The 23201-nt window shown below is 64.7% G+C and carries 19 protein-coding genes; 13 read left to right on the forward strand and 6 right to left on the reverse strand.

Annotated elements, in window-relative coordinates:
• The first annotated feature begins 232 nt into the window (after positions 1-232).
• On the forward strand, positions 233-1126 hold the full coding sequence (locus DFS21_RS25775) for a 1-aminocyclopropane-1-carboxylate deaminase/D-cysteine desulfhydrase (protein ID WP_110704467.1): 894 nt from the start codon (positions 233-235) through the stop codon (positions 1124-1126).
• Here the strand turns inward: DFS21_RS25775 and DFS21_RS25780 are convergent.
• The gene (locus DFS21_RS25780) at positions 1117-1662 is read right to left on the reverse strand and encodes a cytochrome b (RefSeq protein ID WP_110704469.1); all 546 of its coding nucleotides are present in this window, start codon (positions 1660-1662) and stop codon (positions 1117-1119) included. The two genes, DFS21_RS25775 and DFS21_RS25780, sit on opposite strands and share 10 nt — an antisense overlap.
• Positions 1663-1837: 175 nt before the next feature.
• Between DFS21_RS25780 and DFS21_RS25785 the strand changes: the two genes are divergently transcribed.
• On the forward strand, positions 1838-3457 hold the full coding sequence (locus DFS21_RS25785) for a WG repeat-containing protein (RefSeq protein ID WP_110704471.1): 1620 nt from the start codon (positions 1838-1840) through the stop codon (positions 3455-3457).
• A gap of 43 nt (positions 3458-3500) precedes the next feature.
• Here the strand turns inward: DFS21_RS25785 and DFS21_RS25790 are convergent, their stop codons facing one another.
• Complete coding sequence (locus tag DFS21_RS25790; protein ID WP_110704473.1) at positions 3501-4481, reverse strand: DUF1853 family protein; 981 nt, start codon at positions 4479-4481, stop codon at positions 3501-3503.
• 44 nt (positions 4482-4525) lie between these two features.
• On the opposite strand from DFS21_RS25790, the gene DFS21_RS25795 reads away from it, so the two are divergent.
• From DFS21_RS25795 to DFS21_RS25845, 11 genes are all read left to right on the forward strand, one after another.
• Positions 4526-5416 carry an NAD(+) kinase gene (locus DFS21_RS25795; protein ID WP_011532967.1) on the forward strand — a complete coding sequence of 297 codons (891 nt, stop codon included), beginning with the start codon at positions 4526-4528 and terminating at the stop codon, positions 5414-5416.
• Positions 5416-6387, forward strand: coding sequence for a metallophosphoesterase (locus DFS21_RS25800; RefSeq protein WP_102685346.1), 972 nt, complete (start codon positions 5416-5418; stop codon positions 6385-6387). Before DFS21_RS25795 ends, DFS21_RS25800 begins: the two co-directional genes overlap by 1 nt.
• Positions 6384-7268: a rhomboid family intramembrane serine protease gene (locus DFS21_RS25805; protein ID WP_111533422.1), complete on the forward strand. Its 885-nt coding sequence runs from the start codon at positions 6384-6386 to the stop codon at positions 7266-7268. Before DFS21_RS25800 ends, DFS21_RS25805 begins: the two co-directional genes overlap by 4 nt.
• 13 nt (positions 7269-7281) lie before the next feature.
• Complete coding sequence (locus tag DFS21_RS25810) at positions 7282-7542, forward strand: YeaC family protein (RefSeq protein ID WP_023630887.1); 261 nt, start codon at positions 7282-7284, stop codon at positions 7540-7542.
• Positions 7539-8369, forward strand: a complete 831-nt coding sequence (locus tag DFS21_RS25815) for a DUF2797 domain-containing protein (RefSeq protein WP_102685348.1) — start codon at positions 7539-7541, stop codon at positions 8367-8369. Before DFS21_RS25810 ends, DFS21_RS25815 begins: the two co-directional genes overlap by 4 nt.
• 13 nt (positions 8370-8382) lie before the next feature.
• The gene (gene pepN, locus DFS21_RS25820) at positions 8383-11040 is read left to right on the forward strand and encodes an aminopeptidase N (protein ID WP_111533424.1); all 2658 of its coding nucleotides are present in this window, start codon (positions 8383-8385) and stop codon (positions 11038-11040) included.
• Between the two features lie 267 nt (positions 11041-11307).
• On the forward strand, positions 11308-12324 hold the full coding sequence (locus DFS21_RS25825; protein WP_110704479.1) for a YCF48-related protein: 1017 nt from the start codon (positions 11308-11310) through the stop codon (positions 12322-12324).
• Positions 12321-14714, forward strand: a complete 2394-nt coding sequence (locus DFS21_RS25830; protein WP_102685351.1) for an RND family transporter — start codon at positions 12321-12323, stop codon at positions 14712-14714. The genes DFS21_RS25825 and DFS21_RS25830 overlap by 4 nt, the downstream gene beginning before the upstream one ends.
• Before the next feature lie 100 nt (positions 14715-14814).
• Positions 14815-15105, forward strand: a complete 291-nt coding sequence (locus DFS21_RS25835; protein WP_110704480.1) for a DUF5629 family protein — start codon at positions 14815-14817, stop codon at positions 15103-15105.
• Positions 15071-16201: a lactonase family protein gene (locus DFS21_RS25840; RefSeq protein ID WP_178082061.1), complete on the forward strand. Its 1131-nt coding sequence runs from the start codon at positions 15071-15073 to the stop codon at positions 16199-16201. The genes DFS21_RS25835 and DFS21_RS25840 overlap by 35 nt, the downstream gene beginning before the upstream one ends.
• Positions 16202-16433: 232 nt before the next feature.
• The gene (locus tag DFS21_RS25845) at positions 16434-16613 is read left to right on the forward strand and encodes a hypothetical protein (protein ID WP_102685371.1); all 180 of its coding nucleotides are present in this window, start codon (positions 16434-16436) and stop codon (positions 16611-16613) included.
• Between the two features lie 37 nt (positions 16614-16650).
• On the opposite strand, the gene DFS21_RS25850 is transcribed toward DFS21_RS25845, so the two are convergent.
• The 4 genes from DFS21_RS25850 to DFS21_RS25865 all read right to left on the reverse strand — a co-directional run bounded on the left by DFS21_RS25850 (position 16651) and on the right by DFS21_RS25865 (position 23180).
• Positions 16651-17382 carry a ribonuclease gene (locus tag DFS21_RS25850; protein WP_110704484.1) on the reverse strand — a complete coding sequence of 244 codons (732 nt, stop codon included), beginning with the start codon at positions 17380-17382 and terminating at the stop codon, positions 16651-16653.
• Positions 17383-17707: 325 nt separating this feature from the next.
• Positions 17708-18304: a glutathione S-transferase gene (locus tag DFS21_RS25855; RefSeq protein ID WP_111533428.1), complete on the reverse strand. Its 597-nt coding sequence runs from the start codon at positions 18302-18304 to the stop codon at positions 17708-17710.
• Positions 18301-21945 carry an AAA family ATPase gene (locus DFS21_RS25860; RefSeq protein WP_111533429.1) on the reverse strand — a complete coding sequence of 1215 codons (3645 nt, stop codon included), beginning with the start codon at positions 21943-21945 and terminating at the stop codon, positions 18301-18303. The genes DFS21_RS25855 and DFS21_RS25860 overlap by 4 nt, the downstream gene beginning before the upstream one ends.
• Positions 21942-23180, reverse strand: a complete 1239-nt coding sequence (locus DFS21_RS25865; protein WP_111533431.1) for an exonuclease SbcCD subunit D C-terminal domain-containing protein — start codon at positions 23178-23180, stop codon at positions 21942-21944. The genes DFS21_RS25860 and DFS21_RS25865 overlap by 4 nt, the downstream gene beginning before the upstream one ends.
• Positions 23181-23201: the final 21 nt, after the last annotated feature.

Below are 23201 nucleotides of genomic sequence, written 5' to 3' on the forward strand. Positions count from 1 at the left end.
GGGGCGCAGCGCTTGACGGGCATCCATGCCCGTCACCTCCCTCCGCAAGACCTGCGTTCGGCCTCCTGAAGTCGCGAAGTTACGGGCGGCGCCTGGGCTGACGCAGCTGTCGCTAGCGGGGTATGGCGCTAGACTCCTGATCGGCAACGGCAACGGCAACGGCAACGGCAACGGCAACGGCAACGGCAACGAGCAGCACATTTGCATCTGGGCAATCAGATAAACTGCCTCCATGTCTGATTTTTCTCTCCCCCAAGCCCCCCTGCAATGCCTCGACCTATCTTGGTTACGCCACGCGGGAATCGAAGCTGCGGTCCTGCGCCTGGACCTGATCGACCCGCTGATCAGCGGCAACAAATGGTTCAAGCTGCGTCATCACCTGCTCCAGGCGCGCAAGGCCGATGCGCCGGGCCTGATCAGCCTGGGTGGTAACCATTCCAACCATCTTCATGCCCTGGCGGCGGCTGGCAAGCGCTTCGGCTTCGCCACTGCCGGGCTATTGCGTGGCCACCCCCAGGACACACCGACGGTGCGAGACCTGCAGGCCCTGGGCATGGAGTTGCATTGGCTCGGTTTCGGCGGCTACCGCAATCGCCATGAACCCGGTTTCTGGGAGCCCTGGCAGGCCCGCTACCCGGGTTGGCACTGCATCCCTGAAGGCGGTGGCGGCCAAGCTGGCGCGCAGGGCTGCGGCTTGATCGTCGCGCAATGCCGGGCGCAGTTGGCAACGCTCGGCTGGCCGGGCTACGACGCCTGGTGGCTGGCGGCAGGCACCGGCACGACCTTGGCCGGAATGGTGCTGGAGGAGGCGGGCAGACATGTGGTCCATGGCGCCCTGGCCGTGCCCCTCGACCACGGTGTACCGGAAACCGTCGCGGCGCTGGCGGGCGTGCACGGCTACCAATTGCACGACGCCAGCCGTGGCGGCTTTGCCCGTATCGACGACGCACTGCTGGCGTTCATCGCCGACACCGAACGGCAAACCGGCATGCCGCTGGAGGCGCTCTACACCGGCAAGGCCCTGCTGGCCCTGCGCGACCGGGTCGAGGCCGGGCATTTCGCTCCCGGCACCCGCTTGGTATTCCTGCATACCGGAGGCCTGCAGGGACGACGCGGTTACTTGTAGGGCAGCATGCGCAGCAGGGTGTTGTCACGCCGCACGTAGTGATGATAAAGCCCGGCCAGTGCGTGCAGGCCGATCAGCCAGTACCCCCAGCTGCCGATGCGTTCATGCCAGCCCTTGATGAACTTGCTCAGGTCCGGATCCGGGGCGACGATGGCCGGCAGATCCAGGCCATAGAACGGGATCGGCTTGTCGGCGGCGCTGAGGATTGCCCAGCCGGCCAGCGGCAGGCCGATCATCATCAGGTACAACAGCAGGTGCACCAGGTGCGACAGGCCGGTCTGCCAGGCTGGTGGCTTGGGCACGATCGGCGGCGTGGGGCGCGACAGGCGCAGGGCCAGGCGCAGCCAGACCAGCACGAACACCGTCAGCCCGAGCATGAAGTGCAGGTCTTTCATCAGGTCGCGTTCGGCGCTGCCCTTGGGGAACAGGCCGCGCAGCTCGATGCAGGCGTAGACGGCGGCCAGCAGCACCAGCATCAGCCAGTGCAGGGCGATCGACAGGCGCGCGTAGTGGGCCGCAGGAGTGGATGAAACCATGGTGGGTCCTCGTCATCAGGTCGGAAGGGGCGCTCTTGATGGCGCCTGCCCCTAACTCTAATCGCTGGCGTGGAAATGTGTTTGCTTCAGATCTATCAAACACGGCCGACACAACGGGCCTGGGTAATGGCTTTGGGCCTGCACCCGATCTCCATCGCACAAGGATCCTGTGTCAATGAAACGCCTCATCTCCACCCCTCGGGTAGCGCTGTTTGGCGCCCTGTCCCTGCTGCTCGCCGGCTGCGAGCAAGCCCCGGCGGTCAAAACTCCTCCGATTGCCGCCCTGACCATTCCGCTGTGCGTGAACGACGAGTGCGCGGTGCTGGACCAGAACGGCGCATTTCGAGTCGCCCCAGGCAGCGAGTTCACCCAGATCTACACCCAAGCCTTCACCAACGCCTTCATCTTCGGGCGTGGCGACTACTGGCACCTGGCAAGTGGTGACGGCAAGCAGGTGATTCGCGCCGACCTCACCGATGAGCTCTACACCTTGACCCCTGGCCTGTTCGGCTACGTCCGCAATGGCAAGGTCGGAGTGATGGATGAGCAGGGCAAGGAAGTCCAGCCGGCCATCTTCGACACTGTCTATGTCGGAGGTGACAACGACTTCATCGTCTATGAGATCGACGAACTGCGCGGCATCCTCACGCCTCAGGGCGAGAAGGTCAGCGAAGCGGTGTTCGACTCGCTGTACGTGCGCGAGGATTTCGCAAAGCGTGGCAATTGGGTGCTGGCCGAGCGGCAAGGCGAGAGCTGGGGATACAACCTCCAGACCAAGGTGTTGCGCAAGCTGGACTTCGACACCATTGTCAGCGCGGCTGACGGATATCTGGTGGTCACCCGCGAAGGCGGCGCGGGCAAGGGGCTGGCTGATGCCTCCGGCAACCTGGTGATTGCGCTCGACAAGGGTTGGCTGGGCACGCCAGGCGGTGGTCTGGTGGCCTTCAGGGATGGCTACGACAAACCTTGTGGCTACCTGGATTATCAAGGCAAGGTCGTCATCGAGGCGCAATACCAGAACTGCGAGACGTTCGGCAAGGTTGGCGGCATGGTGCAGTTGCAGCGCACCGGCGAAGACCGCGGCAAGGCCGGGATGATCGGGCATGACGGCAAATGGCTGATCGAGCCCGAGTACGACTCGATCGGCGATGCGGGTATCGGCCTGCTCGGCATGAGTGGCCATCGCCCGGGTTTCAACCATATCGGCAAGCTGCAGAGCATGTTCCTGGCAACCTACGGAACCATCGACCTGGACCAGGGGAAGGTCGTGTTCCAGCCTATATACAAGCAGATCGGCGTGGTTGCGCCCAAGCGCTATGCCTTCACCGAGCTGAAATCGCCGAAGAAGACGGTGATGCTCCTCGGTATGCCGAGTGAAACCGATACCGTGGGCCTGATGGACGAGCAGGGCAAAGTGCTGGTCCAGCCGGAACAGTTCGTGTCGTTCAAGCTGTTGGCCGATGGCCGCCACCTGCTGGCTGCCGAGGGCAGCAATTCGGATACCCTGCGCGCGCTGTACGACATCGATGGCAAGCTGCTGGTGCCCGCCAAATGGCAGGATCTGGAAGTCGACGAGGCGCGTGGCGCGATCTTCGCCTATCGAGTCGAGGGCAATGGCGATGACGCCGTGCGCACGCTGCGCGCCCTGTATCGTCTGGATGGCAGCGTGGTGTTCGACACCAACCGTTTGCCCTGTGGCGCGGAACAGGTGGTCGATGGCAAGGGCCAGGTGCTGTGGCCGAAGGATGCCCAGGCCCACTGCCCGGCGCCTGAGCCGGTGGCCGAGGCGTCCTGACGCTTGAGCACCCGTCGCCGGTGAATCGGCAGCGGGTGCTGCTTCAGCGTGGGGGGAGGTGCGGCCAGTTGTCGGCCACCAGGAACATCCGTTCGACCTCTTCCCACGTTCCGTCCGCCTGTTCCTCCACTCTGCACAGCAAGTGTGCGTGGGCATCGGGTTCCAGCCCTTGCCGCCAGGCGGTGAAGCGCGTTGCGTTCCAGCAGGCCTGTGCTTCAAAGCGCGCTGGCGCCAGCCATGCCTGGCGTGGCAGGGGCTGCCAGCATCCGTTATCGGCTTCGCTCCATTCAGATTGGCGCAGCCAGCCACCGCGCAAGTGCAGGGGGTTGGCCCCGTCAGGTGGACGGGGCTGCCCCGACCGTGGGTAGAACAGGTAGCCGCCAAGCCACAGGTGGGCTTGCACCCGGTCCAGACCCAATCCGGCCAGCACAGTGTGACTCTGCGGTCCGCTCGACATGGGCAGCTGGTGCTGCACCAGGTGTGCCAGCTTGCGTCCCAGCCGATCATGGCAACCGGGGCCGAGCCAGAGGCCTGGGTCGCCACCGTCGCCGCTAGGCGGCCCCAGGTAGAGCTTGATGGCCAGCTCCAGATGATGATCGCCTTCGCGGTCACGCAGCAGAATGTCCAGCTCGCCCAGGGTGTGCCCGCCGTCGCGGATCGCCAGGTTGGCCGCCAGCAGCTCGATACCCGGTGCCTGCTGCAGGGCGAACTGCCACAGGCTTTCGTAGTACAGGCCCAGCCGCCGGCTGTTCAGGCGTGCCAGCCAGTCCAGCAGCGGCGCAGGCTCCTGGTCGAGCGTCACGAGCCATTGGCCCAGGCGCTGCGGATCATCGGCCCAGGCGCTGCCCTGCAGCGGGTGGCGCTGGGGGCAGCCGGCCTGCGCCAGCAGCGGGGGCGACAGCAGCGCCCAGGCCAGGTCGCGCACGGCAGGGTGGCGCAGCTGGCGGGGCAGGGGCTCGAGATCGGCGAAGGGCGTCATCCTGCGAGCATAGCCGGTTTGCCGCTGGCCGGTCCTTTCGCCCATAATCCCGGCATTGTCACCCCGCCGCAGAGCCTTGCAGGAGCACCATGGAGCAATTTCGCAATATCGGTATCATCGGACGCCTTGGCAGCTCCCAGGTGCTCGACACCATTCGCCGACTGAAAAAATTCCTCCTCGAGCGCCACCTGCACGTGATTCTCGAGGACACCATCGCCGAAGTCCTGCCCGGCCACGGCCTGCAGACCTCCACGCGCAAACTGCTGGGCGAGGTCTGCGACCTGGTCATCGTGGTTGGCGGCGACGGCAGCCTGCTCGGCGCCGCCCGTGCCCTGGCCCGTCACAACATCCCGGTGCTGGGGATCAACCGCGGTAACCTGGGTTTCCTCACCGATATCCGCCCCGACGAGTTGGAGGAGAAGGTCGCCGAGGTGCTCGACGGCCATTACCTGGTGGAGAACCGTTTCCTGCTGCAGGCCGAGGTGCGTCGTCACAACGAGGCCATCGGCCAGGGCGACGCGCTCAACGACGTGGTGCTGCACCCGGGCAAGTCGACGCGGATGATCGAGTTCGAGATCTACATCGACGGCCAGTTCGTCTGCAGCCAGAAGGCCGACGGCCTGATCGTTGCCACCCCGACCGGCTCCACCGCCTACGCGCTGTCCGCCGGCGGCCCGATCATGCACCCCAAGCTGGATGCCATCGTCATCGTGCCAATGTACCCGCATACGTTGTCCGGCCGGCCGATCGTGGTTGACGGCAACAGCGAGCTGAAGATCGTCGTGTCCAAGGACTTGCAGATTTACCCGCAAGTCTCCTGCGACGGCCAGAACCACTTCACCTGTGCCCCGGGCGACACCATCACCGTGAGCAAGAAACCGCAGAAGCTGCGCCTGATCCACCCGCTGGACCACAACTACTACGAGGTCTGCCGCACCAAGCTCGGCTGGGGCAGCCGCCTGGGCGGCAGGGACGACTGATGCTCGATCCGGCGCGCAGTTTCGACATCATCGGTGACGTGCACGGTTGCGCGCTCACCCTCGAACGCTTGCTCGACGCCCTCGGCTACAAGCGCATCGGCGGGGTCTGGCGGCATCCGCGGCGCCAGGCGTTGTTCCTGGGCGACATCGTCGACCGTGGCCCACGCATCCGCGAGGCGCTGCACATCGTTCATGACATGGTCGAGGCCGGCCAGGCGTTCTGCATCATGGGCAACCATGAGTACAACGCCCTGGGCTGGGTCACTCCGGCGTTGCCGGGCAGTGGCAAAGCCTTCGTGCGCGACCATACCCCGCGCCATGCCCGGCTGATCGACGAGACCCTTACCCAGTTCGCCCAGCACCCCGGCGACTGGCACGATTTCATCCAGTGGTTCTATGAGCTGCCGTTGTTCGTCGACGCAGGTCGCTTCCGCCTTGTGCATGCCTGCTGGGACCCACGGCTGATCGAGCCGTTGCGTCAGCAGTACCCCACGGGCTGCATCGACGAGCACTTCGTGCAGGCCTCGGCAGTGTCCGGCAGCTTCGCCTCGACAGTGTGCAACCGCCTGCTGCGCGGCACCGACATGCGCCTGCCGGACGGCCTGACCCTGACCGGCGGCGACGGCCTGACCCGCGCCTTCTTCCGCACCAAGTTCTGGGAAGAGGACCCGCAGACCTACGGCGACATCGTCTTCCAGCCCGATGCGCTACCCGACGAGGTGGCCCGCACGCCGCTCAGCCACAGCCAGAAGAACGCCCTGCTGCGCTATGCCGAGGACGAACCGTTGCTGTTCGTCGGCCATTACTGGCGCAGTGGCCGGCCCGCGCCGATCCGCGACAACCTGGCCTGCCTGGACTACAGCGCCGTGCTCTACGGCAAGCTCGCGGCCTACCGTCTGGACGACGAGACCCGCATCGACCCGCACAAGTTTGTCTGGGTCGATGTCGACCGCCCGCAGGCCAGCCAATGAACGTGGTCGAAGTGCTGCGCCTGCCGCTGGCGGTCGATCTCAGCGGTTTCGTCACCCTGCTGCGTCGTCTGCAGGTGCCGCACCGGGTGGTGGAGGAGGGCGAGGAACAGGTGCTCTGGGCGCCGCCGGCCATGGCCCACGAAGTACTGGAACTCTATCGACGCTTCCCTGAGGGCAATGCCGATCTTGAAGCCATGCCTGAACCTGTGGACGCCGGCATGCCCAGCGCCCCGGCGGCGCCTTCGCTGAAGGAGCAGGCCCTGGCCTGCAAGGTCACCGCCGCGGTACTGATCCTGAGCCTGGTGGTCGCCGGGGTGACCGGCCTGGGTGACAACCTCTCGACCATCGGCTGGTTCACCTTCCTGTCGTTCAAGGTGCAGGGCGACTACCTGTACTTCACCCCCTTGCTCCAGGGCCTCGCCGAAGGCCAGTGGTGGCGCCTGGTGTCGCCGATGCTGCTGCACTTCGGCGTGCTGCACCTGGCCATGAACGGCCTGTGGTACTGGGAGCTGGGCAAGCGTATCGAACTGCGCCAGGGGCCGTGGATGTTGCTGGGGCTGACACTGTTGTTCAGTCTGGTGTCCAACCTGGCTCAGCATTTCACCAGCGGGCCAAGCCTGTTCGGCGGGCTGTCTGGCGTGCTCTACGGCTTGCTCGGGCATGTCTGGCTTTACCAGTGGCTGGCGCCGAACCCGCAGTTCAACCTGCCCAAGGGCGTGTTGGTGATGATGCTGATCTGGCTGGTGATCTGCCTGAGCGGCGTGGTCGGCCAGCTCGGCTTCGGCCAGATCGCCAACGCCGCCCATGTCGGCGGGTTGCTCATCGGATGCCTGACGGGGCTCTTGGGTGGCGCGCTGGCGAGGCGTAAACTGACCGCCTGACTGAGGAGACAGCATGTCCACGTTCGCGCAAATGATCGAAAACATCACCCCCGAGATCTACGAGAGCCTGAAGACGGCCGTGGAGATCGGCAAATGGTCCGACGGCCGCAAGCTGACCGCTGAGCAGAAGGAGCTGTCGCTGCAGGCAGTGATCGCCTGGGAGATCAAGAACCTCCCCGAAGAGCAGCGCACCGGCTACATGGGCCCGCAGGAGTGCGCCTCGAAGTCGGCGCCGATCGCCAACATCCTCTTCAAGTCGGACTCGGTACATTGATCGAACTCGCTCGTGGCTCTCTGAGCAAGATGGCGGTGCGCCTGGACGCACCGGTCGTTCAATACAGTTTCCGCCTGGATGACACCGAGGTGCCGGTCAACCCGCTGATCGGCCAGTCGATCCGCCTGGAGTACCTCGGCGCGATCCACTGCAGCCATTGCGGCAAACGCACCAAGACCAGCTTCAGCCAGGGCTACTGCTATCCGTGCATGACCAAGCTGGCCCAGTGCGATGTGTGCATCATGGCCCCGGAACGCTGCCACTACGACGCCGGCACCTGCCGCGAGCCGTCGTGGGGCGAGCAGTTCTGCATGACCGACCACGTGGTGTACCTGGCCAACTCGTCGGGCATCAAGGTCGGCATCACCCGAGCCACCCAGCTGCCCACCCGCTGGCTCGACCAAGGCGCCAGCCAGGCGCTGCCGATCATGCGCGTGGCCACCCGCCAGCAATCCGGGCTGGTCGAGGATGTGCTGCGCAGCCAGGTGCCGGACCGCACCAACTGGCGCGCGCTGCTCAAAGGCGACGCCGAGGTGCTCGACCTGCCGGCCATCCGCGAGCAGATCTTCGACGCCTGCGCAGACGGTATCCGTGGGCTGCAGGAGCGCTTCGGCCTGCAGGCCATCCAGCCGCTGCCCGACGCCGAGGTGGTGCAGATGCGCTACCCGGTCGAGGCCTACCCGAAAAAGATCGTCAGCTTCAACCTCGACAAGGATCCCGTCGTGGAAGGCACGCTGCTGGGCATCAAGGGCCAGTACCTGATCTTCGACACCGGCGTGATCAACATTCGCAAGTACACGGCCTACCAGCTGGCCGTGCTCCAGTAAAAGGATCGTCACCATGCGTACCGAACAACCGCAAGTGATCTACCTCAAGGACTATCAGGCCCCCGAGTACCTGATCGACGAGACCCACCTGACCTTCGAACTGTTCGAGGACCACAGCCTGGTCCATGCGCAGCTGGTCATGCGCCGAAACCCCGAGCGCGGCGCCGGCCTGCCGCCGCTGGTGCTCGATGGCCAGCACCTGGAGCTGCTGAGCGTGCAACTGGACGACCAGACGCTGAACGCCAATGACTACCAGCTCGATGACCACAGCCTCACCGTGCAGCCCAAGGCCGAGCGCTTCACCCTCGACACCAGCGTGAAGATTCACCCGGAAAGCAACACCGCGCTGGAAGGCCTGTACAAGTCCGGCAAGATGTTCTGCACCCAGTGCGAGGCCGAGGGCTTCCGCAAGATCACCTACTACCTCGACCGCCCGGACGTGATGAGCACGTTCACCACCACGGTGATCGCCGAGCAGCATCGCTATCCGGTGCTGCTGTCGAACGGCAACCCGGTGGGCAGTGGCCCGGGTGAGGATGGCCGCCACTGGGCGACCTGGGAAGACCCGTTCAAGAAGCCGGCGTACCTGTTTGCCCTGGTAGCCGGTGACCTGTGGTGCGTCGAGAGCGAGTTCACCCGCCAGTCCGGCCGCGCCGTGACCCTGCGTATCTATGTCGAGGAAGAAAACCTCGACAAGTGCGACCACGCCATGGTCAGCCTGAAGAAGTCCATGCGCTGGGACGAGGAAGTCTACGGCCGTGAATATGACCTGGACATCTTCATGATCGTCGCGGTCAACGACTTCAACATGGGCGCCATGGAAAACAAGGGCCTGAACATCTTCAACTCGAGCTGCGTGCTGGCCCGCGCCGAGACCGCAACCGACGCCGCCCACCAGCGGGTCGAGGGCGTGGTGGCCCACGAGTACTTCCATAACTGGTCGGGCAACCGCGTGACCTGCCGCGACTGGTTCCAGCTGTCGCTCAAGGAAGGCTTCACGGTGTTCCGCGATGCCGAGTTCAGCGCCGACATGAATTCGCGCACGGTCAAGCGCATCGAGGATGTCGCCTACCTGCGTACCCATCAGTTCGCCGAAGACGCCGGCCCCATGGCCCACCCGATCCGCCCGGACAGCTTCATCGAGATCTCCAACTTCTACACCCTGACGGTGTACGAGAAGGGCGCCGAGGTGGTCGGCATGGTCCACACCCTGCTGGGGGCCGAGGGCTTCCGCAAGGGTAGCGACCTGTACTTCGAGCGCCATGATGGCCAGGCGGTTACCACCGACGACTTCATCAAGGCCATGGAAGACGCCAACGGTGTCGACCTGACCCAGTTCAAGCGCTGGTACACCCAGGCCGGCACCCCGCGCCTGGAGGTCAGCGAGGCCTATGACGCTGCCGCGCAGCGCTACAGCCTGACCTTCCGCCAGAGCTGCCCGCCGACACCGGGGCAGGTTGAGAAACTGCCGTTCGTGATCCCGGTGGCGCTGGGCCTGCTGGATGCCCAAGGTAACGACCTGCCGTTGCGCCTGGCCGGCGAAAGCGCCGCCACTGGCACCAGCCGCGTGCTGTCGGTGACCGAAGCCGAGCAGACCTTCACCTTCGAAGGTATTGCCAGCCAGCCGCTGCCGTCGCTGCTGCGCGGCTTCAGCGCACCGGTCAAGCTGAGCTTCCCGTACGATCGCGACCAGCTGATGTTCCTCATGCAACACGACAGCGACGGCTTCAACCGCTGGGAAGCGGGGCAGCAGTTGGCCGTGCAGGTGCTCCAGGAGCTGATCGGCCAGCACCAGCGTGGCGAAGCACTGGCCCTCGACCAGCGCCTGATCACCGCACTGGGCACTGTGATTGGCAACGAGTCGCTGGACCCTGCCATGGTCGCCGAGATGCTCTCGCTGCCGGGCGAGGCCTACCTCACCGAGATCAGCCAGGTGGCCGATGTGGATGCCATCCACGCCGCCCGCGAGTTCGCCCGCCGGCAGATCGCCGAACAGCTGTTCGGTGCCCTGTGGGCGCGCTACCAGGCCAACCGCGAGGTCTCGCGCAAGACCGCCTACGTGGCCTCGGCCGAGCACTTCGCCCGCCGCAGCCTGCAGAACATCGCCCTGTCGTACCTGATGCTCAGCGGCAAGCCGCAGGTGCTCGAGGCGACCCTGGAGCAGTACGAGCACTGCGACAACATGACCGAGCGTCTCACCGCCCTGGCGGTGCTGGTCAACTCGCCGTTCGAGGCCGAGCGCGCCAAGGCCCTGGATGCCTTCTCCGAGCACTTCAAGGACAACCCGCTGGTCATGGACCAGTGGTTCAGCGTGCAGGCGGCCAGCACCCTGCCGGGCGGCCTGGCGCGGGTCAAGGCATTGATGCAGCACCCGGCCTTCACCCTGAAGAACCCGAACAAGGTGCGCGCGCTGATCGGTGGTTTCGCCGGGCAGAACTTGGTCAACTTCCATGCCGCTGACGGTTCGGGGTATCGCTTCCTGGCGGATCTGGTGATCGAGCTCAATGCGCTGAACCCGCAGATCGCCTCGCGTCAATTGGCGCCGCTGACCCGCTGGCGCAAGTATGACGACCAGCGTCAGGCGCTGATGAAGGGCGAGCTGGAGCGGATCCTCGCGTCCGGTGCGCTGTCCAGCGATGTGTACGAGGTGGTGAGCAAGAGTTTGGCGTAAGCCTGGTCCAACGCTATCGCGGGGCAAGTCGGTTCGCCGCATCGCCGCTCCCACGCCATACCTCGTGCGGCGTGGGAGCGGCGATGCGGCGAACCGACTTGCCCCGCGATGCGTTTGACGGTTAACAAAACATAACGTCCCGCTCGTTGTTTTCTGTCGGACAAGCCCGATACGATGGCCAGAAGCTATTCCAGGCCTCTGGACCAGGGGTTTCGGCAGTGCCTGGCAATAGATTGACCCACCACAAGAACACAACAGGGGGCAGTCATGAGAGAGCGGATTACGCCACGCCGCAGGCTGGCGGCAGGCGCGATGCTGGCACTGGCGCTGGGCATCGGCGCCGGCAATGCCGAGGCGGCGGTGGCCGCCGAGGAATACTCGGTGGAGTCGGCCAAGGCCAGCCAGAGCCTGTTGATCGGCGCCACCCACGCCGGCCAGCGCCTGGTGGTGGTTGGCGATCGCGGCCATATTCTGTTCTCCGACGACCAGGGCAAGACCTGGACCCAGGCCCGGGTGCCCACCCGGCAACTGCTTACCGCCGTGTTCTTCCTCGACGACAAGCGCGGCTGGGCGGTCGGCCATGATGCCCAGATCCTCGCCAGCAACGACGGCGGCGCGACCTGGAGCAAGCAGTTCGAAGACCTGTCCCGCGAAGCGCCCTTGCTCGACGTGCGCTTCATCGACGCGCAGCATGGTTTTGCCGTGGGCGCCTATGGCGCGCTGCTGGAGACCACCGATGGCGGCCAGCACTGGCAGGACGTCGCCGAGCGCCTGGACAACCCCGACCAGCTTCACCTCAACGCCATTACCCAGGTGAAGGACGCTGGCCTGTTCATCGTCGGCGAGCAGGGCAGCATGTTCCGTTCCAGCGATGCCGGCCAGAGCTGGACAACGGTGCAGGGCCCCTACGAGGGCTCGCTGTTCGGTGTGATCGGTACCACCCAGTCCAACACGCTGCTGGCCTACGGCCTGCGCGGCAACCTGTTCCGCTCCACCGATTTCGGCGACAGCTGGCAGCCAGTCGAGCTCAAGGCCGAACGCGGTCCGCTCGAATTCGGCCTGGCAAGCGCTACGCTTCTCGAGGACGGCAGCCTGGTGCTGGTTGGCAATGGCGGCAGCGTGCTGCGCAGCCATGACGACGGGCAGACCTTCAGTGTGCGCAACCGCGCCGACCGCATCGCCCTGTCGGGTGTGAGTGGCCTGGGCGGTGGCGGCCTGTTGCTGGTCGGGCAAGGGGGCGTGCACCTGGCCTCGGCCGACGGTACCCAGGAGGTGCGTCCATGACCAGCCGGGAGAGCTTCGACATGCAGCACAAGGACAAGGCCACCCTGCTGGAACGCCTGATTTTCAACAACCGCCCCGTGGTCATCGCCATCTGCCTGCTGGTTAGCGTGTTCCTGTTCTGGCAGGCCACACAGATCCGCCCGTCCACCAGTTTCGAGAAGATGATCCCGCTGCAGCATCCGTTCATCGAGCAGATGATGGAGCACCGCAACGACCTGGCCAACCTCGGCAACACCGTGCGCGTCTCGGTGGAGGCGGTCAATGGCGACATCTTCGACAAGGACTACATGGAGACACTGCGCCAGATCCATGACGAGGTGTTCTACATCCCCGGCGTCGACCGCGCCGGGCTCAAGTCGCTGTGGAGCCCGAGCGTGCGCTGGAGCGAGGTCACCGAAGAGGGCTTCTCCGGCGGCGAGGTGATCCCCAATACCTACAATGGCTCCCAGGACAGCCTCGACACCCTGCGCGACAACGTGCTCAAGTCAGGCCAGGTGGGGCGCCTGGTGGCCAACAATTTCAAATCCAGCATCATCGACATCCCGCTGTTGGAGAACCATCCCGACCCGCAGGATCCGGGGCGCCAGGTCAAGCTCGACTACCAGCAGTTCTCCCACCAGCTGGAAGAGAAGATCCGCGACAAGTTCCAGGCACAGAACCCCAACGTGAAGATTCACATCGTCGGTTTCGCGAAGAAGGTCGGTGACCTGATCGACGGGCTGGTGATGGTGGCGATGTTCTTCGGCGTGGCGCTGGTGATCACCTGGGCGCTGCTGTACTGGTTCACCTGGTGCATCCGCAGCACCATCGCCGTGCTCATCACCACCCTGGTGGCGGTGGTCTGGCAGCTGGGGCTGATGCATGCGGTGGGCTTCGGCCTGGACCCGTACTCGATGCTGGTGCCGTTCCTGATCTTCGCCATCGGTATCTCTCATGGCGTGCAGAAGATCAACGGCATCGCCCTGCAGTCCAGCGACGCCGACAACGCCCTGACCGCAGCGCGGCGCACGTTCCGCCAGTTGTTCCTGCCGGGGATGATCGCCATCCTCGCCGACGCCGTGGGCTTCATCACCCTGCTGATCATCGACATCGGGGTGATCCGCGAGCTGGCCATCGGCGCCTCGATCGGCGTGGCGGTGATCGTGTTCACCAACCTGATCCTGCTGCCGGTGGCGATCAGCTACGTCGGCATCAGCCAGAAGGCCATCGCCCGCAGCAAGAAGGATGCGACCCGCGAGCATCCGTTCTGGCGCCTGCTGTCCAACTTCGCCAGCCCCAAGGTGGCGCCGGTATCGGTGGTGCTGGCGCTGCTGGCATTCGGCGGCGGCCTCTGGTACAGCCAGAACCTGAAGATCGGCGACCTCGACCAGGGCGCGCCGGAGCTGCGCCCGGACTCGCGCTACAACCAGGACAACAGCTTCATCATCAGCAATTACTCGACCAGTTCCGATGTGCTGGTGATCATGGTCAAGACCCCGGCCGAGAGCTGTTCGATCCACTCGACCATGGCGCCGATCGACGAGTTGATGTGGACCATGGACAACACCCCGGGGGTGCAGTCGACCATCTCCCTGGTGACCGTTTCCAAGCAGGTCATCAAGGGCATGAACGAGGGCAGCCTGAAATGGGAAACCCTGTCGCGCAACCCGGATATCCTCAACAACTCCATTGCCCGGGCCGACGGTCTGTACAACGCCGACTGCTCGCTGGCACCGGTGCTGGTATTCCTCAACGACCACAAGGCCGAGACGCTGGAGCGGGTCACCGCCGCGGCCAAGGCCTTCGCCGACAGCCACAGCAAGGACGGCCTGCAGTTCCTCCTGGCGGCGGGTAATGCTGGCATCGAGGCCGCCACCAACGAGGTGATCAAGTCGGCCGAGCTGACCATCCTGATCCTCGTGTACATCTGCGTGGCGGTAATGTGCATGATCACCTTCCGCTCGTTCGCCGCGACCTTGTGCATCGTCCTGCCGCTGGTGCTGACTTCGGTACTGGGCAACGCGCTGATGGCCTTCATGGGCATTGGCGTGAAGGTCGCCACGCTGCCGGTGGTGGCGCTGGGCGTGGGCATCGGCGTGGACTACGGCATCTACATCTACAGCCGCCTGGAGAGCTTCCTGCGCGCCGGCCTGCCGTTGCAGGAGGCCTACTACGAGACCCTGCGCTCCACCGGCAAGGCGGTGCTGTTCACCGGCCTGTGCCTGGCCATCGGCGTGTGCACCTGGATCTTCTCGGCGATCAAGTTCCAGGCCGACATGGGCCTGATGCTGACCTTCATGCTGCTGTGGAACATGTTCGGCGCCCTGTGGCTGCTGCCGGCGCTGGCGCGGTTCCTGATCAAGCCAGAGAAATTGGCGGGCAAGGAGGGCGGGTCGATCTTCGCCCATTGAGTGACGCCATTATCGCGGGTCAAGTCGCATCGGCGCACCGCCGACGCGACTTGACCCGCGATTGCGTATAATGGCGGCCTTTGTCTGAAATGGTATTACCATGACCACCCTCGCCACCGCCCTCGCAGCCTGCGACATGCTCCTGATCGACGGCCTGCACGCCTTCGACTTCAACCTCGACGAAACCGGCCTCACCATCGAATGCATGGACGGCCGCCAACTGCGCCGCTGGACCTTCACCTCCGAGCAGATCGCTGCCGCCAATGGCGAGGGCGACGACTGGAGCCTGGCCACTGATGAAGGCGAGCATCGTCTAGTCTGTATGAGTGCTTTTCGTGCCCCGGATGAAGAAGACGATGAACAGGAAATGGACACGCCTGCTGACCGCTAGCCTCATGGCTTTGTCAGTCAACGCCCAGGCTGCCACGTTGCTGGTGGGCAGCTACACCGACAACGGCAGCGAAGGGATCTACCGCTACGACTTCAACGCTCGCACTGGCCAGATCGACGCCAAGCCCCGGCAGGTGGTCAAGAGTGTCAGCCCCTCGTGTCTAGTGCTGTCTGCCGACCAGCGCCAGCTGTTCGCCGTCAATGAAACGCCCAAGGGCAACGTCAGCAGCTTCTCGCTAAGCAGCAAGGGCGAGATCAAGCTGCTGAACCAGGTGCCCAGCCAGGGCGACGAGCCGACCCACGCCAGCCTGAGCCATGACCAGCGCTACCTGTTTGTCGCCAACTACGCCGTCGCTCCCGACCCCGGTGGCAGCCTGGTGGTGATCCCGGTGGCCAGGGACGGCAAGCTCAAGCCGGTGGTGCAGCAGGCCCGGCACACGCCAAGCAAGGTCAACCCCGAGCGCCAGGCCGGTGCCCATGTGCATTCGCTGGTGCTGTCGCCCGATGGCCGCCACCTGTATGCCAGCGACCTGGGCGCGGACAAGGTGTTCATCTACCGCTACGACGGCGCCAGCCCCGAGCATCCGCTGAGCCCGGCGATTCCGCCGTCGGTGGCGTTGCCACCGGGCAGTGGCCCGCGTCATCTGCTGTTCGACGCCAAGGGCCGGCATGCCTACCTGACGCTGGAGATGAGCGCCGAGGTGGTGGTATTCGATGTGCAGGACGGTGCTCTGACCGAGCGCCAGCGCTTGCCGCTGACCGACAGCAAGGATGCAGCGGCCAGGGCCGCGGGCGGGCTGCACCTGTCGGCCGATGGCCGCTTCCTCTATGTCAGCAATCGCGGCACTGCCAACGAGATCGTGGTGTATGCGGTAGGCAAGGATGACGGCCAACTGAGATTGGTGCAGCGCCGCTCGGTCGAGGGCGACCATCCCCGCGAGTTTGCCCTCGACCCCAGTGGCAACTACCTGCTGGTGGCGAACCAGAAGAGCAACCAGATCGTGGTCATGCGCCGCGATCCGCGCAGCGGCAAGCTGGGGGACACCGTGCAGAAGTTGGCGCAGCAGGCGCCTTCGGACCTCAAGTTCCTCGAATAATGGCAGGGGCTGAAAACCTCCGGCGTGGGAGCGGGCTTGCCCCGCGATGAGGCCGGCCCTGCGATCGCGGGGCAAGCCCGCTCCCACGTTGTTGCCCTCCCGCCTTGATTATCAATGGCCATGATAATGGCTACTGCCGCAATGAATTTTTACAGGCGGACCTATCGGCGTAAGTTTTGACCCAGGGCCCACGACGGGCCAACGTCAACCACCGAAGTCGAGGTCTGCCAGCATGAACTTCAATCTTTTCCCGATTATCGCCGCCTCTGCCATTTCCGCCTCTGTCGTACTACCTGCTCATGCTCAGTCGCAGATATCCGAGCGTAAAAGCAGCGTCCAGAGCTATACCCAGAAATACTTGCAGCAGAGTGCCAATTTCTATGCGGCGCTTGATCACAAGCCTCACCTCTGATTAATCAGGCGCCCACCTTCAAAAGGTGGGCGTTGCATCAAAGATCGACTGGAGCGCCCGGTGGCATGAGTGTCGGTACTTTGTTGCAAGCGATGCCGATCTGCAAGGGCGATTCAAGGATGTACGGATTACCGGTGCGGTCAATCAAATAGAACACTTCGTGCAGGTATTGCTTGCCCTCACTCTGGTAGCAGCGAAATGCCGTGTTTTTTGGAAACGCATCCTTGATCACGGTAAATGATGCCTCGGTACCGATCAGCTTGCTGAGTTTCTCTTTGTCGTAACTCACCACTTTCCTCAGGCTCACCAGATCGCTGAAGTAATCCTTGATAGTCCCACCATAGCAGGTGCCGTGTTTTCGCCATTCGTGCCGAAACATGCCTTCTGGATTGGAAGTGACCAGTTTTGCCAGGCGGGGAATAGTCATTATCTCGTTCATTTCTTCATCAGAGATGACGCAGGCCTTGCCGGTGCAGCCGGAGGGAGCCTCGCAAAACTGCGGATGACGGTTGGTGATGGGAGACGCCCCACCTTCACTTTTGGAGTAGGGCCAGATGCCATGGCTCAGAAAAGCGTTAGGAGGACTATTGCATCCAGGCATCTTTGGATTCATCAGGCAAAAGGAAGGTTGCCAGGTAACCGAATAGACCAGGAAGTCGACGGGGAAATCCTTCAGTGAAGGCCCCGCTCGCTCATTGAGATCTTCCCCCCAAGCGTGATTAAGACCCATTGTTAAAAGCAGTGCCACAAGAGCTGCTCGCGCGTGCATATGTCTATCCTCCTTGATACGGCCAACGTATTGGTGGCAGTTGATACATCATTAGTAGGAGCGCGATCAGTGCTTGGCTACTGGCAAAAATGACAGGTGCATCGGGGCAAGTGTAAAGAACGTGGTGATATCACAAGGCCATGTGATTTAATTTGACGCTAAATTTTTGACTCGCCAAAGGGGCAGAGCATGATGTGGCGTATCACGGCGGTATTGCTGTTGCTGATGTCCGCGCCGATTCTGGCGTTGTGAGTAGCGGACCGCAGGAAAAAACGCAGGGCGAACGACGCTTTTTCCTGCGGCCTGCAGTGTGTCGCGTGGGGCACTATGGCTTCGCCATGACGGCCTTGAACAGGGATGACCCCAGCCAGCCCTGAAGCCAGCTCCGCAGCCGCGGATAAGCAGCCTCGGCGAACCATTGCGGTTCGACCCCGGCAAACTGGCGCATCAAGGGCAGCAAGGCGGCGTCGGCCAGGCTCGGGTGCTCGGCGAGTAGCCAGGGCCTGCCTTCAAGCAGGCTTTCCAGTTCGGCCAGCCAGGGCTCGGCCTGGGTGCGGTAATGGGCCCGGGAATACTCTGGATAGCGCTCGGCATATTTGTACAGGTTCACCTGCGCCTTGAACGCGCTGTCGTTACGGGCGATCAGCGCGTCGGCCTGGCGCGCCGCCGCCGGGTCGGCCAGCAGGCGCCAGTCATCGGGGTCGTGTCGGTCGAGCGCCCAGCGCATGATGTCGAGGCTTTCCTCCAGCACGCCATTCCCGGTATCGAGCACCGGCACCGTACCCTTGGGCGACAGTGCCAGCAGCTCGGCGGGCTTTTCCTTCATCTTTACCTCGACCACCTGCACGTCGCACTCGGCGTAGCGCAGCGCCAGGCGTGCGCGCATGGCCCAGGGGCAGCGGCGGAACGAGTAGAGAATCACCCGCACACCTCGACATCGCTCAGGCCATTGCCCTGACGGCGCACCTGGATCTGCACCGGGATGCGTTCGTGCATCTCCTGCACGTGGGAAATCACCGCCACCTTGCGGCCCTGGGCCTGCAGACCGTCGAGGGCGTCCATGGCCAGTTGCAGCGACTCGGGGTCGAGGCTGCCGAAGCCTTCGTCGATGAACAGCGATTCGATGCGCAGGGTGCTCGAGGCCATCGACGCCAGGCCCAGGGCCAGGGCCAGTGAGACCAGGAAGGTTTCGCCACCCGACAGCGAGTGCACCGAGCGCAGCTCGTCGCCCATCTCGGTGTCCAGCACCAGCAGGCCCAGGGCGCTGCCGCCACGCTTGAGGCGGTAGCGTTTGGCCAATTGGCGCAGCTGGCTGTTGGCGTGGTGCAGTAGCAGGTCGAGGTTGTAGCCCTGGGCGATCTTGCGGAACACATCGCCGGAGGCTGAGCCGATCAGCGCATTCAGCCGTGCCCAGCGCTGCCATTGCTGGTAAGCCTGCTCGATCTGCTCGGCCAGGGCCTGGCTGGCGTGCTGGCGGCGCTGGTCGTCGGCCTGGCGCGCGCGTAGCTCGGCGCAGCATTGTTCTTGAACAGCCAGCTGCTGCTGGAGCTCGCTTAGCGCTTGCTCCAGCTCTTCCACCGGCAACTCGCCGTGGGCCTGGCTGGCATGCTGCTGCAGGCGTTGTTCACGCTCCTGAAGCAGCACGCGGCCCTGCTCGACGGACTTCTCCGCGGTTTGCAGGCGCTGACGCAGTTCACCGAGCTGGGCATCGTCGATGGCCAGCAGGCGGTCAAGGCCGGCATCGTCCAGCTCAGGGTGCGCGCTGCGCCAGTGGGCGATCTCGCCCTGCAACTGCTGATGCTCCTGTTCCAGGGCCTGTTGGCGCTGCTGGTTGGCCTTGAGGTCGGCGGCCAGCTGCACGCTTTGGGTGTGCAGCGCTTGCAGTTTCTGGGCGCAGTCGGCCTCGGCGCTGCGCGCCTGTTCCAGCTGGGTGTCCATGTACTGTTGCCAGGCTTCGGCGCTGGGCTGTTCACCGAGCAGCTCGCCCAGGGTGGCGCGGACCTGCTGGTGTTGCGCGTCCAACGCGGCGAGTTTCTGTTGCAGTTGCTGCTGCCCTTGCAGGCGTGCCTGTTGCTGGTCGCGCAGCTTGTCGAGCTGGACTTGTCGGGCCTGTTGCTCTTCCTGCTCGTCCTTGCGCAGGTCGAGCTGTTGGCGGCGCTGGGCGATCTGCTGGTCGAGGCCGAGGAAGGCGTTGGCCGGATCGTCGCGCAGGGCCTCGAGAATGTCCTGGGGCAGCACGCTGCCCAGGTCGTCGAGGCTTTGTTCCAGTTGCTGGGCGTCGGCGGCCAGGGCCTGGTGCTGCTGCTCGAGGTGACGCTGCGCCTGTTGCTGGGCTTCGCCTGCGGCCTGCAATTGCTGGGTAAGGCGAGCGGCATCCTTCTGCAGGGCGAGCAGGGCGCCTTGGCGTTTCTCGTCGCGGTCGATCTCCTCGCCGAGGCGGCGTAACTGGCCGTCGAGCCACTTGCCGCGGGCCGCGTCGTCCTGCGGGGCAAGCGCCGGCCACAGGGCATGGGCCTGGAGCTGTTCGGTCACAGGCTGCAACTGCTCGCCGAGCTGCTGCTGTTGTTGCTGGTAATCCTTGAGCTGGGCATTGACCACGCCCAGTTCGGTGCGCAGTTCCACGAGCTTGCCATTGAGCTGCTCGACTTGCTTGTGCGCCGCCTCTTCCTCGGCCTGGTCGTGCCGACCAAGGCTGTGCAGCAGCGCTTCGGGCTGGTGGAACGGGTGTTCGGCGCTACCGCAGACCGGGCAAGGCTCGCCGTCGCGCAGTTGCGCGCGCAGCTCCTCGACGCTGGTGTTGCGCGCCAGGCGCTGGCGCTCGAGCAATTGACGGGTGAGGGTCAGCGCTTGCTCGGCGCTTTCCAGCTCGGCCTTGGCCGCGGTGCCTTCGCCGATCAGTTGCTGGCGCCGCTGCATGGCTTGTTGCTGGCGTTCACGCAGGGTGGCGATGGCCTGGCGCAGTTCCTGCTCGCGACCATGCAGGCGGGTCAGCTCTTCGACGGCGCGCTGTTGCTTGCGGTTGTCCTGGAGCATGGCGCCGAGCAGATCGACCTGCTCGGCCAACGCATGGGGTTCGGCACCAGCTTCGCGGAACAGCAGCTCGAAATGCTCGCGTTGCGCTTGCAGTTGGGCGTTGGCCTGGCTGGCCTGGGCCTGCAGTCCGGGCAGCTCTTCGCGGCCCTTGGCCAGGCGGCCGCCGATCAGCATGACCTGCTTGAGTTGTGGCAGGTAGGCCTGCCAGGCGTCGGCGAGGCCGCCCAGGTGCTGGCTTTCGGCCAGGGCGGCATCGATCTGCGACAGCTGCTGCTGGCTGCGCTGCTGATGGTCTTCCAGCTGGTGCAGTTGCTGCTGGCCCGCGCTGGCCTCCTGCTTGGCTTGGTTGCAGGCTTCGCGTTGTTCGGCCAGGTCCTTGTCCAGGCGTGCAATGTCACCTTGAGCGGCGAAGGCCTGGCGCAGGCGTGGAGCGTTTTCGCCTTGCAGGGCCTGCTGCTGGCCCAGGTGCTGGCGGGCCGCTTCAAGGGACTGCTGCAGTGCGTCGATATGTTGCTGCAGATCGCTTTGCTGGCGTTGTTGCTGGTCGATATCCGCCTGCACTGGGGCCAGTTGCGCGGCCAGGTGCTGTTGGCGATGGAACTGGTGGCGCTGGGGCGCCAGGCGCTCCAGGCGTTGCAGGTCGACGCGCTGCTCGGCCAGTTGCTGCCACGCCTGCTCGGCAGCTTGCAGGGCAGTGCCGGCCTCATGGTGCTGGGCGTGCAGGCGCTGCTGTTCTTCGAACCAGGTGCGCTGTTGCTCGAGCAGGCGCTGGCGCGACTGGTCGGCCTTGAACTGTTGCAGGGCCAGTTCCAGTTCCTGGTCTAGGGCAGCGCGGGCTTCGGCGTCCATTGGCAGCAGGTGCTCGGCCTGCTTCTTCAGGTCGTTGTGAACCTCGCCGGTTTCCCGAGCCTTGCTGAAGGCGCGCTGGCCGAGGCGGGTGTAGATCGCCGTGTTGGTGAGCTTTTCCAGCAACTCGCTGCGCTCACGGTCGTCGGCCTTGAGGAACGCGCCGAACTCGCTCTGGGCGAGCATCACTGCACGTGTGAACTGCTCGAAGTTCAGGCCCAGGCGAGCCTCGACCAGTTGCTTGTATTCGTTCTTGCCACTACCCAGCAACTGCTCGCTGTCCAGGTCGTAGAGGCTCTGGCGGCTGTTCTGCAGCTTGCCGGTGGCTTTCTCGCGGGCGCGATTGGCTTCCCAGCGGGCGCGGTAGCGGCAGCCGTCGATACCGATGAAATCCACCTCGGCAAAGCCGCTGCCGGTGCCACGGCGCAGCAGGTTGCGTGGGTCTGAGGTGGGGATCTCGCCGTCGGCATCCGGCACCTTGGCTTCCCGGGCGATATCGTTCAGGCGTGGCACGCTGCCGAACAGGGCCAGGCAAAGCGCGTCGAGCAGTGTGCTCTTGCCGGCCCCGGTCGGCCCGGTGATGGCGAACAGGCCGGCGCTGGCCAGGGGCTCGGCGGTGAAATCGATGTCGATGGGGCCGGCAAGGGAGGCCAGGTTCTTCAGGCGGATGGCGAGAATCTTCATGGTCGTTCCTCTTCTTGCAGCACGTCCTGCAGCAGTTCGGCAAAGTCGGCCAGGGCCTGCTCGTCGGCGGGGTTGCCGTACTGTTGCTGCCAGGCACGGCCGAACAGGTCCTGCGGGGTCAATTGCGCCAGTTCGACAAAGGCTTGGTCGTCCTCCTCCTGGCGCCCGGCGCCGGCATACTCGGCGCTGATGCGCACCAGGCGCACAGCCTTGCCCTGCAGGGCCGTCTCGATCTGCTGGCGCAGGTCGGGCTGCGGCTCGTCCAGGCGCACCCGCACCTCCAGCCAGGGTTGGCGGTTGGGGTCCTCGAGCAGGTCGATCACCGGCAACTGCCCCAGTTGCTCGAGCAACTCGCCCAGCGGTGCCGGGCCGACCCGCTGCAGGGCCACGGCACGCGGCACCGGGCGCGGCTCGACGCTGACCAGGTCGGCACCCTCAAGCTCCACTTCCAGCACCTGGTGCGGGTAGTTGATTTCAGCGAAGGACAGCGGGATCGGCGCGCCGCTGTAGCGGATGCGATCCTCGCGGTTGACCTTCTGTGGCTTGTGCAGATGACCCAGGGCGACATAGCTGATGGCCTTGTCGAACAGCCGCGCTGGCAGCGCCTCGGCATTGCCGATGATCAGGCTGCGTTCGGAGTCTTCCGAGATGCTGCCGCCGGCCATGTGCGCATGGCTGATGGCGACCAGCGCTTGGCCCTTCTTGCGTTTCTTCTGCGCCGCCGCGATCAACTGCTCGTGGACCTGGGTGATGCCCTGCAGGTAGTCGTCACCCAGCGCCGGCCCGGTGACTTCGGCGGGACGCAGGAAGGGCAGGGCCAGGCACCAGGCGCCGACCTTGCCGCGGGCGTTGGTCAGCGGGATCAGCAGGCGCTCGGCGTCCAGCTGGCCTTCGTCGAGCCAGTGCACGCGGCCCAGGGCGTGGGTGCGCAGGCGGCGCATCAGTGGCGCCGGCAGCTCGATGCGCGAGCCGGAGTCGTGGTTGCCGGCGATCATCACGATGTCCAGCTTGGGCTGTTGCTCATGGGCCTGGACGATGAAGTCGTAGAGGCGCTCCTGGGCTTTGACCGGCGGATTGACGGTGTCGAAGATGTCGCCGGCGATCAGCAGCGCATCGGGCTGGCGCAGGCGCAGCTGGCCGAGCAGCCAGTCGAGGAAGCAGGCGTGTTCGAAGTCGCGTTCCTGGCCATGCAGGCTCTGGCCCAAGTGCCAGTCGGAGGTGTGAAACAGACGCATGGAAGATCCGTAGGGTGAGCG

This window comes from Pseudomonas sp. 2848 (assembly GCF_003253945.1).
Lineage (GTDB): Bacteria > Pseudomonadota > Gammaproteobacteria > Pseudomonadales > Pseudomonadaceae > Aquipseudomonas.

Excerpts from the sequence above, each read along its gene's own strand:
- DFS21_RS25800 (WP_102685346.1), top strand. The coding sequence starts at position 5,416 with ATGCTCGATCCGGCGCGCAGTTTCGACATCATCGGTGACGTGCACGGT.
- DFS21_RS25810 (WP_023630887.1), top strand. The coding sequence starts at position 7,282 with ATGTCCACGTTCGCGCAAATGATCGAAAACATCACCCCCGAGATCTAC.
- DFS21_RS25775 (WP_110704467.1), top strand. The coding sequence starts at position 233 with ATGTCTGATTTTTCTCTCCCCCAAGCCCCCCTGCAATGCCTCGACCTA.
- DFS21_RS25845 (WP_102685371.1), top strand. The coding sequence starts at position 16,434 with ATGAACTTCAATCTTTTCCCGATTATCGCCGCCTCTGCCATTTCCGCC.
- DFS21_RS25840 (WP_178082061.1), top strand. The coding sequence starts at position 15,071 with ATGAACAGGAAATGGACACGCCTGCTGACCGCTAGCCTCATGGCTTTG.
- DFS21_RS25825 (WP_110704479.1), top strand. The coding sequence starts at position 11,308 with ATGAGAGAGCGGATTACGCCACGCCGCAGGCTGGCGGCAGGCGCGATG.
- DFS21_RS25795 (WP_011532967.1), top strand. The coding sequence starts at position 4,526 with ATGGAGCAATTTCGCAATATCGGTATCATCGGACGCCTTGGCAGCTCC.
- DFS21_RS25850 (WP_110704484.1), bottom strand. The coding sequence starts at position 17,382 with ATGCACGCGCGAGCAGCTCTTGTGGCACTGCTTTTAACAATGGGTCTT.
- DFS21_RS25805 (WP_111533422.1), top strand. The coding sequence starts at position 6,384 with ATGAACGTGGTCGAAGTGCTGCGCCTGCCGCTGGCGGTCGATCTCAGC.
- DFS21_RS25835 (WP_110704480.1), top strand. The coding sequence starts at position 14,815 with ATGACCACCCTCGCCACCGCCCTCGCAGCCTGCGACATGCTCCTGATC.
- DFS21_RS25780 (WP_110704469.1), bottom strand. The coding sequence starts at position 1,662 with ATGGTTTCATCCACTCCTGCGGCCCACTACGCGCGCCTGTCGATCGCC.
- DFS21_RS25785 (WP_110704471.1), top strand. The coding sequence starts at position 1,838 with ATGAAACGCCTCATCTCCACCCCTCGGGTAGCGCTGTTTGGCGCCCTG.
- pepN (WP_111533424.1), top strand. The coding sequence starts at position 8,383 with ATGCGTACCGAACAACCGCAAGTGATCTACCTCAAGGACTATCAGGCC.
- DFS21_RS25790 (WP_110704473.1), bottom strand. The coding sequence starts at position 4,481 with ATGGGCGAAAGGACCGGCCAGCGGCAAACCGGCTATGCTCGCAGGATG.
- DFS21_RS25865 (WP_111533431.1), bottom strand. The coding sequence starts at position 23,180 with ATGCGTCTGTTTCACACCTCCGACTGGCACTTGGGCCAGAGCCTGCAT.
- DFS21_RS25830 (WP_102685351.1), top strand. The coding sequence starts at position 12,321 with ATGACCAGCCGGGAGAGCTTCGACATGCAGCACAAGGACAAGGCCACC.
- DFS21_RS25860 (WP_111533429.1), bottom strand. The coding sequence starts at position 21,945 with ATGAAGATTCTCGCCATCCGCCTGAAGAACCTGGCCTCCCTTGCCGGC.